Source organism: Sphingobium sp. B2D3C (genome assembly GCF_025961835.1).
GTDB lineage: Bacteria > Pseudomonadota > Alphaproteobacteria > Sphingomonadales > Sphingomonadaceae > Sphingobium.
In genome coordinates this window covers 3,045,236-3,062,173 of record NZ_JAOQOK010000001.1, presented here as the reverse complement: position 1 = coordinate 3,062,173, position 16,938 = coordinate 3,045,236, and the positions used below count along the sequence as shown (strand labels likewise).

The window sequence follows — 16,938 nt, the reverse complement described above, 5'->3', positions numbered from 1 at the left end:
CCACGATGCGTGAAATCGTCTTCGATACTGAAACCACCGGCTTCGATCCGCTCAGCGGTGACCGTCTTGTCGAAATCGGCTGTGTCGAGCTGATCAATCGCATCCCGACCGGCGAAACCTACCACGCCTATTTCAATCCCCAGCGCGATATGCCCGCCTCGGCCGAGGCGGTTCACGGGCTGTCCGCGCGCTTTCTCTCCGACAAGCCTTTGTTCGGCAGCAAGGCCGCAGAGTTGCTCGAGTTTCTCGACGATTCAATGCTGGTCGCGCACAATGCGCGGTTCGATTTCGGCTTTCTCAATGCCGAGCTGGAGCGGTGCGGCCATCCCACCGTCGACATGGGGCGGATGATCGACAGCCTGACGATTGCGCGGACCCTTCACCCCGGCGCCAAGCACAGCCTCGATGCCCTGTGCAGCCGCTACGGGATCGACCGCAGCCACCGCATCAAGCATGGCGCGTTGCTGGACGCGGAATTGCTCGCACAGCTCTATATCGAACTGACCGGCGGGCGTCAGATCGGCCTCACCTTGATGGCGGAAGAACAGATCACCGTCACCGTAACGACCACACAATCCATGGCCATTCCGGCTACCCGCCCGTTCCGCCCGGCCCGTCTGTTTTCGCCGAGCCCGCAGGAACTGGCGCGCCATGCCGCGTTTCTGGAAAAGATCGATCACCCTTTGTGGCTCGATCGCCCGGTCTGAGGATTATCCTCACTAGGCGGCGCGCCACGTTCACAGACCATCAGGTCCAACAAGAAGGAGAAATCAGATGGAAATCCGCGTATCGGGTCATCAGGTCGACACCGGCGAGGCGCTTCAGGCGCATGTTGCCGAGCGGATGCAGGCGATCGCCGACAAGTATTTCTCGCGCACCATCTCCTCCAGCGTGACGTTCAGCAACGCGCCTCATGGCGCCTTTCGCTGCGACATCGTCTGCCATGTGATGGCAGGGCTGATCCTCAAGGGCGCGGGCGAGGCCCATGATGCCCATGTCTGCTTCGATCAGGCCGCGGAACGCATCGAAAAGCAGCTGCGCCGCTACATGCGGCGGCTGAAAGATCGCCACAGCCAGGCGCTCGCCGCCGAAGCCCAACGCGATGCGCCCGGCATCGACGATGCCAATTATGTCGTCTTCCAGTCCAGCGAAGCGGAAGAGGAAGTGGACGTCGATGCACCGGTGGTGATCGCGGAGATGCGCGTGGATATTCCGCGCGCCAGCGTATCCGATGCGGTGATGATGCTCGATCTGCGCAATACCAATGCGCTCATGTTCCTCAACAGCAGCACGGCCACCTTCAACATGGTCTATCGTCGCACTGACGGGACCATCGGCTGGGTGGAGCCGCCCCGCGCCTGAATGCGCTCGAGGGCTGCGCGCGATGCGCAGCCCTCCCTCCCCTGACTCCGTCCCCGGCAACCGGTTGACCCGAATGGCCTTTGCGCCTATCAGCCGGCCAAGTTTTCTCCAGGCGGCCATGATGGGTGGACTTCACCCCGGCGCAGAAATCCCCAGGTCGGCCGCAGGACACGGGTTGAACATGGATAATTTCAGCGACTTGCTCGCGGCGAACGCTGTTTCGTCCGCGGTGGCCCTTCCTAACAAGAAACAGCTTTTCCTGAAGCTGGGTCAGTTGGCGGCCGATGCCTATGGGCTCGATGCCGCCGAGGTTGTCGAGCGCATCACCGAGCGGGAGCGCCTTGGCTCGACGGGCTTTGGTGGCGGAATCGCGATTCCCCACGCCAAGCTGGAAGGCCTTGAGAGCGTCCATGGCGCGGTGGTCCTCCTCGCCGAGCCGATCCCCTTCGATGCAATCGACGATGTGCCCGTGGATGTCGTATTCATGCTGCTCTCTCCGCAGGATAGCGGCGCCGAGCATCTCAAGACCCTGGCCCGCGTCTCGCGCCTGCTGCGCAACGAGCGCCATCTTGCGCGCATTCGTGGCGTCGGCTCGGACGCCGCGCTCTACGCCCTGCTCGCCGGCGGCGAGTCGCGTGACGCAGCCTGACGGCACGCCGCCATCCGGCGAGGCCGCGCATTTCCGGGCGCTCGAACGGCTCTATGCCTCGGCGCCGATCAACGGATTATTCCCCTCAAGGCTGGATATCTCGGCCCCCGGCGAGGCGCGCATCGTCATCGACGTGACGCCGGACTATTTCCATGCCGCCGGCGCTACCCATGGCACGCTGTATTTCAAGATGCTGGACGATGCGGCTTTTTATGCCGCCAACAGCCTCGTCACGGATCGCTTCCTCCTCACCACCGCATTCAACCTGCTGTTCACCCGCCCGCTTAAGGCTGGGCCGATCGTAGCGGAAGGGAAATGGCTGAGCGGCAAGCGGCGCGTTTTTGTCGCCGAGGCGCGCCTTGTCGATGCCGAGGGTGAGGAAGTCGGTCGCGGTACCGGCACGTTCATGCGCTCCACCATTCCGCTGGTCGGCCTGCCGGGTTATGTGCGCCCGGAAGCAGGAGACCGGTGACCGCGCGCCTGACGAGCCAGATCCTCATCGGGGTTCTGTTGCGCCGTGTCCAGGCGCAGGGGGGGCATGGCACCGTGCTTCACAAAGGGGAGCCGTTGAGCGGAACCATCGTCGTGCAGGCGGTGGATCGCGGCCGGACAATCGGGCTTTTTGAGCGTGTTACGTCCCTTGACGGGACTCTTTCGCTCACCCCCTGCGGGCCTCGGGATTTAACCCAAGACTCTGAAATATCACAATATATAGATAGAAGAACCCGGGTGGACCCCGATATCTGGTTCGTGGAACTGGATGTCGCAGACGGGGAACGGCTCGCCGCCGAGATACTGTGCACGAGTTGACAGTTCCCGGTTGAGCGGCCAAAGGCCCCATCAACTCGCGCAGGTTGCGTGTGGCCGTCATGGGGACAGGTCATCGCAAACACGCAGACGGGGGGCGGACCGGAGCGCTGAGCGTTGCACGATAGATGCGACCTGCATTCCGATCTCCGACCCACCGCACAGTACTGAGAATGAATGCCCAATCGTGTCGTGGTCGCCATCGTGGCGACCGTTGGACTTCTCTCGTCCACAATCGCTCTGGCTGCTGCTCCTGAGGGGACAGCCCGCCAAGGTTTCTCGACCATGCTCGAGGTTCCCGCCGTCGTCGCTGCAAGCCTGACGAGTCCCGCAACGGTTGAACCCGATGCCGAGACGGCTCCGAACGAAGCCGCTTCTGCCGACTCTGTCGATTCGCTGGCCGAACTGGTCCAGCAGGCTAATGTCGAAGAGATTTCCGACGCTGACGCGAAATGTCTCGCCACCACCATTTATTATGAAGCGCGCAGCGAGAGCCTGACCGGCCAGCTCGCCGTCGCCAATGTCGTGCTCGAGCGGGCGCGGTCCGGGCGTTTCCCCACCAGCCTGTGCGGCGTCGTCACGCAGCCGGGTCAGTTCAGTTTCGTTCGTCAGGGCCAGCTGCCCACGCCCACCCATGCCGGTCAGTGGCGCACCGCGCGCGCCATCGCCCAGATCGCGCTGGACGGAAGCTGGGACAATCCGGTGGAAGGCGCCCTGTTCTTCCATTCCGCGCGCGTCTCGCCGAACTGGAAGCATGATCGCCTCACGCGCATTGGCGGTCACATCTTCTACCGCTGAACCAACCAATCATCACAAGCCGGGCCGGGTCAGCAGAGCGCTGGGCCGGCCCGTCTCGTTTGAGACTGTCTTGCAGTTGTTCTTATTGTGTTCTAATCCCGCCTCATGGCCTCACATCCTGAACCTGCGCCTGAACCTGTGATCGCCTGCGATCCTGCATTGACCGATGGAACGGCGCTGGCCGTCACGCGCGGAGTGCTGCGTCTCTTTGCGCGCCACGATATTTTCGGCATTTCCGAAGTGCCGCTCCCCAATGGTCGGCGGCTGGACATCATGGCCGTGGATGCCCGCGGCCAGATCATTGCCGTCGAAATCAAATGCAGCCGTGCCGACCTGCTCGGGGACGGCAAATGGCCGGACTATTTCGATTATTGCGATCGCTACTTCTGGGCCGTGCCTGCCGGCTTTGATTTGACGCTGTTCGAGTCCGAGGCGCTGTGGCCAGAGCGCACGGGCCTTATCGTCGCCGACCAATATGATGCCGAAATCCTCCGCCCCGCGCCCAGCGAGCCTCTGGCGCCCGCGCGGCGCAAGGTCGAAGTGCAGCGGCTTGCGCGGCGGGCAGCGCGCCGGCTGACCCAGATCACCGATCCGGACGGCCAGTTGCTATGGAGCAACGACGCCTGAGACTGGGCGCCTGCTTCTTGGATCGGCGTTCCGTGCCATCCGCGATGGACTTGGCATGGCCGGCAAAACGGCTAAGGTTGGCGCATAACAGTCTTTGGAGAAGTGCGTGAGCCAGCCCCTCTACCCTGTGCCTGCGAATTGGCGCGAGCGCGCCTATGTGACCGGTGACGATTATTCACGCCTTTATACGCAATCGATTGCAGAGCCGGACAGCTTCTGGCGCAAGGAGGCGGCGCGGCTCGACTGGATCAAGGACTTCACCCAGGTCAAGGACGCCAGCTTCCATGAAGCCGATTTTGGCATCAAATGGTTTGCGGACGGCACGCTCAACATCGCGGCCAATTGCCTCGACCGGCATCTGGCGGAGCGCGGCGATGTCCCGGCGATCCTCTGGGCTGGTGACAATCCCGATGAGAGCCGCACGATCACCTATCGCGAATTGCACGGGGAAGTCTGCCGCTTTGCAAATGTGCTGAAGGCGCAGGGCGTCCGCAAGGGCGACCGGGTCACCATCTACATGCCGATGATCCCGGAAGCGGCGATGGCGATGCTCGCCTGTGCCCGCATCGGCGCCATCCACTCGGTGGTGTTCGGTGGCTTCTCGCCCGACAGTCTGGCCGGGCGCATCACCGATTGCGATTCCTCGGTGGTGATCACGGCCGACGAGGGCGTGCGCGGGGGCAAGACCATCCCGCTCAAGGCCAATGTGGATGAAGCGCTGGACGACTGCACCTGCGTGGAATCAGTGATCGTGGTGCGCCGGACCGGCAATGCCGTTGCGATGACAGACGGCCGCGATCATTGGTATGACGTGCTGCGCGACAGCGTCTCGGACCATTGCCCGGCCGAGGAAATCGGCGCCGAGGATCCGCTGTTCATCCTCTACACCTCAGGCTCCACCGGCAAGCCCAAGGGCGTGCTGCACACCAGCGCAGGCTATCTGCTCTGGGCGGCGATGACGCATCATTATGTGTTCGATTACCGCCCCGGCGATATCTATTGGTGCGCCGCCGATATTGGCTGGGTCACTGGCCACAGCTATATCGTCTACGGCCCGCTCGCCAACGGCGCGACGACGGTGATGTTTGAGGGCGTGCCGCATTATCCCGATTTCAGCCGATTCTGGCAGGTGGTCGATCAGTTCAACGTGAGCACCTTCTATGCCGCGCCGACCGCGATCCGCGCCCTGATGCGCGAGGGCGATGCCTGGGTGCAGAAGACCAGCCGCAAGAGCCTGCGCATCCTCGGTTCAGTCGGGGAGCCGATCAACCCCGAGGCGTGGGACTGGTATCACCGCGTCGTGGGCGATGGGCGCTGCCCGATCATGGACACATGGTGGCAGACCGAAACAGGCGGCCATATGATCACCCCCCTCCCCGGTGCGATCGATCTCAAACCCGGCAGTGCGACCAAGCCCTTCTTCGGCGTGGTGCCGCAGATCGTCGATACAGAGGGCAATGTCATGGAAGGCGCCTGCGAGGGCAATCTGGTGATCGCCGAGAGTTGGCCGGGCCAGATGCGCACCGTCTGGGGCGATCATGAGCGCTTCTTCCAGACCTATTTCAGCACCTATCCCGGCAAATATTTCACCGGCGATGGCTGCCGGCGCGATGAGGATGGTTATTACTGGATCACCGGCCGGGTCGATGACGTCATCAACGTCTCCGGCCACCGCATGGGCACGGCTGAGATCGAATCGGCACTGGTTGCGCACGCCAAGGTGGCCGAGGCCGCCGTGGTAGGCATGCCGCATGACATCAAGGGACAGGGCATCTACGCCTATGTCACGCTGAATGTCGGCATCGAGGGCGATGACGACCTGCGCAAGGCGCTGGTGCAATGGGTGCGTCACGAGATCGGCCCCATCGCCACGCCCGATGCGATCCAGTTCGCCCCTGCCCTGCCCAAGACCCGCTCGGGCAAGATCATGCGCCGGATTCTCCGCAAGATTGCCGAGGACGCGGTGGATCAGCTTGGTGATACCTCCACGCTGGCAGACCCCGCCGTGGTGGATCACCTCGTCGCCAACCGGCAGCGACCGGCGCGCTAAGGCACCGAGCGGCGTGGATTAATGGAATATTAGGCAAGATCCTTCACTCCAGGAGTCGACCTGTTCGGTTCCGGGGACCTGCCTGAATGTCGAATTCCGCCCATTCCGTTGATGTGGCCATCATTGGTGCTGGCCCGGCCGGGCTGACCGCTGCCTATCTGCTGACCAAAGCGGGGCTGCGCGTGATGGTGATCGAGAAGGATACCGCGCAGGTCGGTGGCATCAGCCGCACGGTCGAGCATGAGGGATTCCGCTTCGATATCGGCGGGCACCGCTTCTTCTCGAAATCGCAGGAGGTGGTCGATCTGTGGAACGAGATCCTGCCCCATGATTTCATCGAGCGGCCAAGAATGAGCCGCATCTATTATCAAGGCCGCTTCTACAGCTATCCACTGCGCGCGTTCGAGGCGTTGCGCAATCTCGGCATCATCCGCTCGACCCTTTGCATGTTGAGCTACGCCAAGGCCAAGATCGCGCCGATCAAGCCGGTGCGCAGCTTCGAGGACTGGGTGGTCAACCAGTTCGGACGCAAGCTCTATTTCATCTTCTTCAAGACCTACACCGAGAAGGTGTGGGGGATGCCGTGCGATACCATGTCCGCCGACTGGGCGGCGCAGCGCATCAAGGGCCTGAGCCTGGGCAAGGCGGTGCTCGATGGCCTCAAGCGCAGCCTTGGCCTCAACAAAAAGCCAAACAACGGTATGGGTGCCAAGACCCTGCTCGAGAATTTCCGCTACCCCCGTCTCGGACCGGGGATGATGTGGGACGCCGCGCGCGATCGCGTGGTCGAAGGCGGCAATCATGTGCTGATGGGCCATGCCCTCAAGCAGATTCACCGCGATCAGGTGACAGGCCGGTGGCGCGTCACCGCGACGCGGGCGGCCGGCGATACGGTCGCGATCAGTGCTGACCATGTGATCAGCTCCGCGCCGATGCGGGAGCTGGCGAGCCGCATCCATCCGGTGCCCAAGACGCTCGGGCACGCGCTGGCGCTCAACTATCGCGATTTTCTGACGGTCGCGCTGATGATCCGCTCCGAAGACCTGTTTCCAGACAATTGGATCTACATTCACGATCCGCGCGTGAAGGTGGGTCGGGTGCAGAATTTCCGCAGCTGGTCACCCGAAATGGTGCCCGATCCCGATATCGCCTGCGTGGGCCTCGAATATTTCTGCTTCGAAGGCGACGGGCTCTGGTCATCCAGCGATGAGGAGCTGATCGCGCTGGCGACCGAGGAGATGGTACTGATGGGCCTCATCCGCGCGGATCAGGTGGTCGGCGGCGCTGTGGTGCGTCAGGAGAAAGCCTATCCCGTCTATGACGAGGCTTATGCGGCGAATGTCGCGGCCATTCGCGCCGAGCTGGAGGATACATATCCCACGCTGCACCTGATCGGGCGGAACGGGATGCATCGCTATAACAATCAGGATCACGCGATGATGACGGCCATGCTGACCGTGCGCAATATCATCGCCGGCAAGCGGGTGTTCGATATCTGGGGCGTCAACGAGGATGCCGAATATCATGAAGCGGGCCATGAGGGCGCCCTGAGCGCGGGAGAGCGTGCGGCGCTGGAGAGCCAGCGCGCCGTGCCCGCCGGGCGCCGCATGGTGGCATGATCGGGTGATGGGCGCGTTCCTGGCCGGGCTGCTCGGCCACACCTATCTGCGTTATGGTCTTGCCAGCCTCGTGGCGCTGGCTGGCGACGTGGGGCTGTTCATGGCTGGCCTGCACCTGGGCATGGCCCCTGCCACTGCGGCGGCTTTTGGTTATATGACCGGAATCCTCATGCACTGGCTGATCTCCTCGCGCCTGGTCTTCGCGCAAGGCCCCGCTGCGAGCGGCGCGGATCGCGTTCGTCAGAAGGCGCTGTTCGTGGGGTCTGCGCTGATCGGTCTGGCGCTGACGACCGGTATCGTCGCGCTCGGCGCGATGCTCGGGGTGATGCCCCTGCTCGCCAAAGCGCTGGCGGTCGCTGTCAGTTTCCAGGCGACCTATATGTTGCGCAAGGCGATCGTTTTCGCATGACTGCCGGGGATGTTTCGGGCCAGCGCCTCGGGCACGGTGAGCCCTTTTACCGGTACGTGCCCCTCATCTGGCTTTTCGCCATGGCCCTTCTCGCCATTCCCAATTGGACCGAGACAAGGGCGGGTTCGCTCGGCGATCCGGACAATTACATGCGCATGGTCCAGGTCCGCGACTGGCTGAATGGCCAGGCGTGGAGCGACGTCACCCAATATCGCATGAACCTACCGACCGGTGGGGACCTGCACTGGTCCCGGCTGGTGGACCTGCCGATCGCTTTAGTGATCGTGCTGCTCCGGCCCCTCGTTGGCCAGCCCATGGCGGACGTCGTCGCATTGGTGGCGGTGCCTGCTATGCTCTGCCTCGCGCTGATGCTCGTCATGGGCCGGCTGCTCCGGGATATCGCCGGCCGGGAAGTCGCATTGCTGATGCTCGCCCTGCTGCCTGCGTGCCTCATGGTCGGGCTGCAGTTTGCGCCGATGCGGGTCGATCATCATGGCTGGCAGTTGCTGATGGCGGCCTGCGCCCTGCTGGCGTGGACCCGACCCGGCCGCTGGCCTGCGGTCGGATGCGCGCTTGCTTGTGCGGTCTGGATGCATGTGTCGATCGAGGGCCTGCCTTATGCGGCGCTGTTCGCCGGCCTCTATGCCCTGGCGTTCGTGCGCACCGGCGACCGGCGCATCCATCTGTTCATGGCGACGCTGATCGGCGCGAGCCTGTTCCTGATTCTCGGCACGCGCGGCGCTGGCCTGATTGTGGAGAGCCATTGCGATGCGATCTCTGCACCCTACATCGCCGCGCTGTTCATTGCGGGCGCAATGCTCTTCCTGGTCGACCGCCTGCTTCGTCCCGCCAATCCAGCGCTGCGCCTCGTCCCGCTCATTGTCGGTGGGGCCGGGGCCGCCGCTGCGGTCGTGCTGATCGCGCCCGCCTGTCTGGCCGGGCCATTTGCCGGGCTGGATCCTCTGGTGCGCGATTACTGGTATTATAGCGTCCGCGAGGGCCTGCCCTTCTGGCGACAGGGCGGCGCGTTCGCGACCTTGATGATTCTGGCCCCTCTCCCCGGCGTCATCGCCGCCATGTGGCGGGCTTGGGCTTGTCGCAGGTCGCTCCATGCGATGATGTGGCTGGGCTTGGCGTTGGCGGCCGCCTTTGCCTGGCTGCTCGGCATGACCGTGATGCGGGCGACAGCGGTGGCAGAGCTCTATGCCCTGCCCGGCATGGCCGCCGCCATTATGCTGCTCGCCGGCCAGCGCCATCGTTTTCGGCCGCGAATCGGCTGGAGCCTCACGATGGCGGGCACCCTCCTCCTCTCGACGGCACTCCCGGCCTATGAGCTCGGCCAGATGCTGTTCCCGCCCGATAAAGGCAGCACCGAAGCGCGGACGGATGGCGACTGCCCGACCGCCATTGCCACCCCGATGTTCAAGTCTCTGGGGTCCGGCCAGATCTTCGCGCCGATCGATATGGGGCCGTTGATTCTCTATCGCACCGATCTCTCGATCGTCGCTGCGGGCTATCATCGGAACAGTGCCGCGATGGCGACGGTCATTCGCGCCTTCACGGCCAAGCCGGACAAGGCGCGCGCGATCGTCCTGGCGACTCCCGCCCAATATCTGCTGCTCTGCCCGACCGCACCGGAAGCGCGCAATTATCTCAAGGCCGCGCCTCACGGCCTTGCTGCCAGTCTGACGGATGGACAGGTGCCGCCTTGGCTGGTCTCCGATGACCGCCTGCAGCAGCCGGGCGCGCGTTTGTACCGGATTTTGCACTGACGCCACGCCTTCCGGCGCATCCGTGCCCGGCCTGTCCCTCCCGACTTGCATCGCAGGGCGACCCCTGCTAACCGCCCCCCCGTGTCAAGGGGGGTGCAGCCGTACCTCCCCTTTTCTGGCGCGATTCAATTCGGACAAGAGGCAAGGCGCGCGTGGAGCATTCCAGCGGTATTCAGGCTAGCTTGGCGGGGCGTTATGCGCTCGCGCTTTTTGAGCTGGCGCGGGACAAGGGGGCGCTCGATTCGGTGGCGGCAAGCCTTGAGACTCTCAAGGCCGCGCTGGCCGAGTCGAACGATCTCAAGGCGTTGACGCAGAGCCCGCTGGTCGGCCGCGACAATGCTGCCAAGGCAATCAAGGCCGTAGCGCAGAGCCTCGGGCTCGATTCGCTGACGGAGCGGACGCTGGGCGTGCTGGCGCAGAATCGCCGCCTCTCGCAGATTCCTGCCGTGATTCGGGCATTCTCTACGCTGCTCTCTGCCCATCGTGGCGAGACGCGTGCAGAAGTGACCTCCGCCTTCCCGCTGACCCAGGACCAGCAGAACGCGCTGGCCAGGCAGCTCAAGGCGCGCACGGGCCGCGACATGGCTCTTGATCTTACCGTCGATCCCGAAATCATGGGTGGCCTCGTCGTCAAGATGGGCAGCCAGATGATCGACAGCTCGCTCCGTACCCGACTGAACAAGCTCGCCCAGGCGATGCGCGGCTAACGCGCCAAAGAATCCGATGAAAGGCTGAACATGGATATCAACGCCGCAGAAATCTCCAAGGTCATCAAGGACCAGATCGCCAACTTCGGCGCCGAAGCGGAAGTCAGCGAAGTCGGCACCGTGCTCAGCGTCGGTGACGGCATCGCGCGCATCCACGGCCTCGACAAGGTTCAGGCCGGTGAGATGGTCGAGTTCTCCAACGGCGTGCAGGGCATGGCCCTCAACCTGGAAGCCGACAATGTCGGCGTCGTGATCTTCGGTTCGGACGCCGAGATCAAGGAAGGTGACGTCGTCAAGCGGACCGGCACCATCGTGGACGTTCCGGTCGGCAAGGGTCTGCTCGGCCGCGTGGTCGACGGCCTCGGCAACCCCATTGACGGCAAGGGCCCGATCCAGTCGGACCTGCGTTCGCGCGTCGAGGTGAAGGCGCCGGGCATCATTCCCCGCAAGTCGGTGCATGAGCCGGTGCAGACCGGCCTCAAGGCCATTGACGCGCTGGTGCCGATCGGCCGTGGCCAGCGCGAGCTGATCATCGGTGACCGTCAGACCGGCAAGACCGCCGTCGCGATCGATACCTTCATCAATCAGAAGGGCCCGAACGCCGGCACCGACGAGAGCAAGAAGCTGTATTGCATCTACGTCGCCGTCGGCCAGAAGCGCTCGACCGTTGCGCAGATCGTCCGTCAGCTCGAAGAGAATGGCGCTATGGAATATTCCATCGTCATCGCCGCCACCGCTTCCGAGCCGGCGCCGCTGCAGTTCCTCGCGCCCTATACCGGCGCTGCGATGGGCGAGTATTTCCGCGACAATGGCATGCACGCCGTGATCGTGTTCGACGACCTTTCCAAGCAGGCCGTCGCCTATCGCCAGATGTCGCTGCTGCTGCGTCGTCCTCCGGGCCGCGAAGCCTATCCGGGCGACGTGTTCTATCTGCACAGCCGTCTGCTCGAGCGTGCCGCCAAGATGAACGACGCCAACGGCGCCGGTTCGCTCACCGCGCTGCCGATCATCGAGACGCAGGCCGGCGACGTGTCCGCCTACATTCCGACCAACGTGATTTCGATCACCGACGGTCAGATCTTCCTCGAAACGAACCTGTTCTATCAGGGCATCCGTCCCGCCATTAACGTGGGTCTCTCGGTGTCCCGCGTGGGTTCGGCGGCGCAGACCAAGGCGATGAAGAAGGTGTCCGGCTCGATCAAGCTGGAGCTGGCCCAGTATCGCGAAATGGCCGCGTTCGCCCAGTTCGGCTCGGACCTCGACGCCTCGACGCAGAAGCTGCTGAACCGTGGTGCGCGCCTGACGGAGCTGCTCAAGCAGCCGCAGTTCTCGCCGCTGCCTTTCGAGGAGCAGACCGTGTCGATCTTCGCCGGCACCAATGGCTATCTCGATGGCATCGCGACCAGCGACGTCACCCGCTACGAAGCAGCGATGCTGGCCCATATGCGCGCCCACCATGCCGATGTCCTGACCGCGATTCGCGACAGCCGTGACCTCGGCGACGACGTGAAGGCCAAGGTCAAGGACGTGCTGGACGCGTTCGGCAAAACGTTCGCCTGAGATGGTTCGCATCCCCATCGGCCTAGCCGGTGGGGACCTGATGCCGGCATGACCGGCACGACGATGAAAAGGTAGGTTGAGCCAGTGGCTTCGCTCAAGGAACTCAAGGGTCGGATCGCCTCGGTCAAGTCGACCCAGAAGATCACCAAGGCCAAGCAGATGGTCGCTGCGGCCAAGCTGCGCAAGGCGCAGGCGGCGGCCGAAGCCGGGCGCCCCTATGCCCAGCGGCTCGAGAAGGTCGTTGCCAGTCTTGCCGGCAAGGTGACCGGCGACAGCGCACCGCGTCTGCTTGCTGGCACGGGCAAGGACGACGTGCATCTGCTCGTCGTGGCCAATGGCGACAAGGGTCTGGCGGGTGCCTTCAACGCCAACATCGTCAAGGCGGCTGTCGCCAAGGCGCGGGTGCTGATCGCGCAGGGCAAGACGGTGAAGTTCTACCTCATCGGCCGCAAGGGTCGCGCGGTAATCGCGCGCACCTTCCCCGGCCTCATCGCCGGTCAGTTCGATACGACGGACGTGCGCACGCCCGGTTTCGACGAGGCGCAGGCCGTCGCGCAGGACATCTCCGAGCGCTTCTTTGCCGGTGAGTTCGACGTGGCCCATCTCTTCTATGCCGCGTTCCGCTCGCCGCTAGTGCAGACGCCGACCGAGCAGCAGATCATCCCGGTCGCTGTGCCGGCGGATGCGCCCGCCTCTTCGGGCGCCGCTGTCGAATATGAGCCGGACGAGGAAGCGATCCTCGCGGATCTTCTTCCGCGCAACATCACCATCCAGATCTTCAAGGCGTTGCTGGAGAACATGGCCAGCGAGCAGGGCGCATCGATGACCGCGATGGACAATGCGACGCGCAACGCCGGCGATCTCATCAATCGTCTGACGATCGAGTACAACCGCAGCCGTCAGGCCGCGATCACCACCGAGCTGGTGGAAATCATTTCGGGCGCAGAAGCGCTTTAACGGACAAGCAGGCAAGGAAGCAGAGACATGGCAGCCACCAACAATGTCGGCAAGATCAGCCAGGTGATCGGCGCCGTCGTCGACGTGATCTTCGAGGATCGGCTCCCGGCGATTCTCTCGGCGCTCGAGACGGACAATAACGGCCAGCGGCTGGTGCTCGAAGTGGCGCAGCATCTGGGCGAGAACACCGTGCGCACGATTGCCATGGACGCCACCGACGGTCTGACCCGTGGTCAGGACGTGGTCGACACTGGCGCGCAGATCTCGGTGCCGGTCGGCCCGATGACGCTCGGTCGCATTCTCAACGTGATTGGCGAGCCGATCGACGAGCGTGGCCCGGTGAATGCCGCGACCACCGCGCCGATCCACGCCAAGGCACCGGAGTTCGTCGACCAGTCGACCGAGACCAGCATTCTGGCGACGGGCATCAAGGTCATCGATCTGCTCGCACCTTATGCCAAGGGCGGCAAGATCGGCCTGTTCGGCGGCGCCGGCGTGGGCAAGACCGTGCTCATTCAGGAGCTGATCAACAACATCGCGAAGGGCCATGGCGGCACCTCGGTGTTCGCTGGCGTTGGCGAGCGGACTCGTGAGGGCAACGATCTCTATCACGAGTTCCTGGATGCCGGCGTTATCGCCAAGGATGCCGACGGCAACCCGACGCCGGAAGGCTCCAAGGTGGCGCTGGTGTTCGGCCAGATGAACGAGCCGCCGGGCGCCCGCGCGCGCGTTGCGCTTTCCGGCCTGACGATCGCCGAATATTTCCGCGACCAGGAAGGGCAGGACGTGCTCTTCTTCGTCGACAACATCTTCCGCTTCACGCAGGCCGGCTCGGAAGTGTCCGCTCTGCTCGGCCGTATTCCTTCGGCCGTGGGCTATCAGCCGACGCTCGCGACCGACATGGGCGCGCTGCAGGAGCGCATCACCTCCACCAACAAGGGTTCGATCACCTCGGTGCAGGCCATTTACGTGCCGGCAGACGACTTGACCGACCCGGCGCCGGCCACCAGCTTCGCGCACCTTGACGCTACGACCGTGCTCAACCGCGCGATCTCGGAGCTGGGCATCTACCCGGCCGTCGACCCGCTCGACTCGACCAGCCGCGTGCTGACCGCTGCCGTCGTGGGCCAGGAGCATTACGACACGGCCCGCCGCGTTCAGGAGACGCTGCAGAAGTATAAGTCGCTGCAGGACATCATCGCGATTCTGGGCATGGACGAACTGTCCGAAGAGGATAAGCTCACCGTTGCCCGTGCGCGCAAGATCCAGCGCTTCCTCTCGCAGCCCTTCCACGTCGCCGAGGTGTTCACCGGCATTCCGGGCAAGTTCGTCCAGATCGAAGACACGGTGAAGAGCTTCAAGGCCGTGGTCGATGGTGAGTATGACCATCTGCCCGAGGCTGCCTTCTACATGGTCGGCGGTATCGACGAAGCCATCGAGAAGGGCAAGAAGCTGGCGGCGGAAGCAGCCTGATCTGACGGCTTGAAGCGCCTTTCGCTTACGGCGGGAGGCGCCGGCGCCCCCCCCCCGCGGGGCGCAATCGTAACAGGGTCGGCGCCGGGCATGTTCAGCCGGCGCGACCATTCCACCCTTTACCCCTCCGATGTGAGGGGGGAGAGAAGACCATGGCACTGCACTTCGAACTCGTGACCCCTGAGAAGCTCGTCCTCTCGCAGGACGTCCACATGGTCGTCGTGCCCGGCACCGAGGGCGAATTCGGCGTGCTGGAAGGCCACGCGCCCTTCATGTCCACCGTCAAGGACGGCGCCCTGAAAGTCTACGACCGCGACGGCGCCGAGCCGCGGGTGATCATGGTCGAAGGGGGCTTTGCTGAGGTGAGCGAAGCTGGCCTGACGGTGCTCGCTGAGAAGGCTGGGTAAGAGTAGCTGACAAAAGTCCCAATACGGTTTTTTAACCGTATTCGCTGCAAGGCCAATGCAGCGGTGTATCGGCCTGTTGCGATAATCCGCCAGGGTTTCGCGATATGCAGCATGTGCGCGTTCAGTCAAAAGCTCCAGCGCAACGATCGCGCTTAGCAACATACCCCAAGAAGATATCGCAGTTCGTCCGACGGCATCAGTCTATACTGATCGGAGTGGCTTTGCTCTTGGCCACCGTCGTGACCCGTGCTCCATGGTTTGGCGACCTCGCTTATCATGAAGACGAGAACTATTATCTCGTTTTCGCAAAGGCGATGCATCAGGGTGCAGTTCCCTATGTGGATGTATGGGACCGCAAGCCATTCGGTCTTTTCATAATCTACTGGCTGATCGCGTTTCTTCCGGGAAATGGCATAGAGGCCACCCAGCTGGTTGCGGGGCTTTTTGCCTTCTGCACCGCCCTCACCATTTCCAGTATCGTCCGCCGCTTCTATCCGGCTATTCCGGCCTGCTTCGCCGGTGTGGCTTACCTCGCTTGCTTGCCGATGTTGATCGGAGCAGGAGGCCAATCGCCGGTCTTCTATAACCTCTTCATTGTCCTTGCCGTTTCATTGTTGCTGCCCTCAGCCGATCGGCAGGCTCAGGATGAAATGCCAATCCGCCGAGCGTATATCGCGATGCTTTTGTGCGGCCTTGCGATCACCGTGAAACCGACGGCGATCGTCGAGGGCGTTTTTATGGGCATTGTGGCAGCCTATCACGCGCTCCACCCGGCCAGCCCCTCGGGCCGAACCCGATGGGTAAGGATCATCCAGTTCGCGCTTCTCGGCGCTGCGCCAACGCTCATGATCTTCTTTGGCTTTGCGGCGATCGGGAAATTCGAAGACTATTGGTTTGCTTCCATCCGCTCAGTGGGCTTGAAAGCCCCTCAGTCTCTCGACGTGACAATCCAGGTTGCCAAATGGCTTAGCCTTATTCTCTGTCCGTTGATTTTGATGAGTGTTGCAGGCGCGCATTACCTCGTCCGTACGCCAGACAAGAAGACCGTTGCTGTCTTTCTGGTCTGTTGGATGTTCGCTGCGCTGGGCGGGTTTCTCATGATTCCCAACTTCTGGGATCATTATGCGTTGCCCCTCTTGCCACCTCTGGTCGTGCTGGCTTCGCCCATATTCGCGCGCAAAGGGACCGGTTTCCTTTGGCTCTTGGTCCTTATCATCTGGGCGGCACTCATAAGCGGGTGGCCAGATCGCTCTCGTGTTTTGGAGCGCAGAGGATACATCGAGCAGCTTGCGAGGGCAATTGACGGTGCCCGCCATGGAGGTTGCTTCTACCTGTTTGAAGGGCCGCCCGTTCTGTACGCACTCACAGATGCCTGTCACGTGACGAGCAGGCTGTTCCCGCAGCATATGAGCTTTTCGCTGGAAAGCCCCGCCATCGGACTCGATCCTTCCGAGGAAATGCGGCGAATTCTCTCACGTCGCCCGGCGGTGATCGCGTTGTCACACACCCCTCTCGTGCGCCCGCACAACGAAGCGACGCGCGCTATTCTCATGCAGGGCTTGCAGCGCAATTATCGTTTGATAGCAAGGCTTCCAATGAACGAGGCCCATCGGCCCCGTTATGAAATGGAGGTCTGGGCGTTGCCCGCCCCCCCGCCGCACCGCCGTTTCACTGCACCTGGGTCGAAATCCGACCACCTCTTAGCATTTTCCAAACAGTTCTGAGCGTAAATCAAGCGCAA

At 63.1% G+C, this 16,938-nt stretch carries 17 protein-coding genes; all 17 read left to right on the top strand.

Annotation, left to right across the window (positions count from 1 at the left end; genetic code table 11):
- The first annotated feature begins 5 nt into the window (after positions 1-5).
- The 17 genes from dnaQ to M2339_RS14125 all read left to right on the top strand — a co-directional run bounded on the left by dnaQ (position 6) and on the right by M2339_RS14125 (position 16,921).
- Positions 6-707 carry a DNA polymerase III subunit epsilon gene (dnaQ, locus tag M2339_RS14205; protein WP_264588145.1) on the top strand — a complete coding sequence of 234 codons (702 nt, stop codon included), beginning with the start codon at positions 6-8 and terminating at the stop codon, positions 705-707.
- Between the two features lie 67 nt (positions 708-774).
- Positions 775-1,362 (top strand): ribosome hibernation-promoting factor, HPF/YfiA family, encoded by a 588-nt coding sequence (gene hpf, locus M2339_RS14200; protein ID WP_181561069.1) that lies wholly within the window; start codon positions 775-777, stop codon positions 1,360-1,362.
- Between the two features lie 181 nt (positions 1,363-1,543).
- A complete protein-coding gene (locus M2339_RS14195) occupies positions 1,544-2,011 on the top strand; it encodes a PTS sugar transporter subunit IIA (RefSeq protein ID WP_181561068.1) in 468 nt (155 codons plus the stop codon).
- Positions 1,998-2,483 (top strand): PaaI family thioesterase, encoded by a 486-nt coding sequence (locus M2339_RS14190; protein ID WP_264588146.1) that lies wholly within the window; start codon positions 1,998-2,000, stop codon positions 2,481-2,483. Before M2339_RS14195 ends, M2339_RS14190 begins: the two co-directional genes overlap by 14 nt.
- Positions 2,480-2,821, top strand: coding sequence for a DUF1491 family protein (locus tag M2339_RS14185; RefSeq protein WP_264577027.1), 342 nt, complete (start codon positions 2,480-2,482; stop codon positions 2,819-2,821). The genes M2339_RS14190 and M2339_RS14185 overlap by 4 nt, the downstream gene beginning before the upstream one ends.
- A gap of 174 nt (positions 2,822-2,995) precedes the next feature.
- A complete protein-coding gene (locus M2339_RS14180) occupies positions 2,996-3,616 on the top strand; it encodes a cell wall hydrolase (protein WP_264588147.1) in 621 nt (206 codons plus the stop codon).
- Positions 3,617-3,721: 105 nt separating this feature from the next.
- Entirely contained in the window at positions 3,722-4,243 is a 522-nt protein-coding gene (locus tag M2339_RS14175; protein ID WP_264588148.1) for an MmcB family DNA repair protein, read from the top strand.
- Positions 4,244-4,349: 106 nt separating this feature from the next.
- On the top strand, positions 4,350-6,293 hold the full coding sequence (gene acs, locus M2339_RS14170) for an acetate--CoA ligase (protein ID WP_264606441.1): 1,944 nt from the start codon (positions 4,350-4,352) through the stop codon (positions 6,291-6,293).
- 86 nt (positions 6,294-6,379) lie between these two features.
- Complete coding sequence (locus tag M2339_RS14165; RefSeq protein WP_264588150.1) at positions 6,380-7,912, top strand: NAD(P)/FAD-dependent oxidoreductase; 1,533 nt, start codon at positions 6,380-6,382, stop codon at positions 7,910-7,912.
- Positions 7,913-7,919: 7 nt separating this feature from the next.
- Positions 7,920-8,321, top strand: a complete 402-nt coding sequence (locus M2339_RS14160) for a GtrA family protein (protein WP_264588151.1) — start codon at positions 7,920-7,922, stop codon at positions 8,319-8,321.
- Positions 8,318-10,093 carry a hypothetical protein gene (locus M2339_RS14155; protein ID WP_264588152.1) on the top strand — a complete coding sequence of 592 codons (1,776 nt, stop codon included), beginning with the start codon at positions 8,318-8,320 and terminating at the stop codon, positions 10,091-10,093. Before M2339_RS14160 ends, M2339_RS14155 begins: the two co-directional genes overlap by 4 nt.
- 152 nt (positions 10,094-10,245) lie before the next feature.
- Complete coding sequence (locus tag M2339_RS14150) at positions 10,246-10,800, top strand: F0F1 ATP synthase subunit delta (protein WP_264577021.1); 555 nt, start codon at positions 10,246-10,248, stop codon at positions 10,798-10,800.
- A gap of 30 nt (positions 10,801-10,830) precedes the next feature.
- Positions 10,831-12,360, top strand: coding sequence for a F0F1 ATP synthase subunit alpha (gene atpA / locus M2339_RS14145; RefSeq protein ID WP_264588153.1), 1,530 nt, complete (start codon positions 10,831-10,833; stop codon positions 12,358-12,360).
- Positions 12,361-12,444: 84 nt separating this feature from the next.
- Positions 12,445-13,317, top strand: coding sequence for a F0F1 ATP synthase subunit gamma (locus M2339_RS14140; RefSeq protein WP_181561057.1), 873 nt, complete (start codon positions 12,445-12,447; stop codon positions 13,315-13,317).
- A 27-nt stretch (positions 13,318-13,344) separates the two neighbouring features.
- Positions 13,345-14,790 (top strand): F0F1 ATP synthase subunit beta, encoded by a 1,446-nt coding sequence (gene atpD, locus M2339_RS14135; protein ID WP_181561056.1) that lies wholly within the window; start codon positions 13,345-13,347, stop codon positions 14,788-14,790.
- 152 nt (positions 14,791-14,942) lie between these two features.
- Positions 14,943-15,197, top strand: coding sequence for an ATP synthase F1 subunit epsilon (locus M2339_RS14130; protein ID WP_181561055.1), 255 nt, complete (start codon positions 14,943-14,945; stop codon positions 15,195-15,197).
- Between the two features lie 227 nt (positions 15,198-15,424).
- The gene (locus tag M2339_RS14125; protein WP_264588154.1) at positions 15,425-16,921 is read left to right on the top strand and encodes an ArnT family glycosyltransferase; all 1,497 of its coding nucleotides are present in this window, start codon (positions 15,425-15,427) and stop codon (positions 16,919-16,921) included.
- The last annotated feature ends 17 nt before the right edge of the window (positions 16,922-16,938 follow it).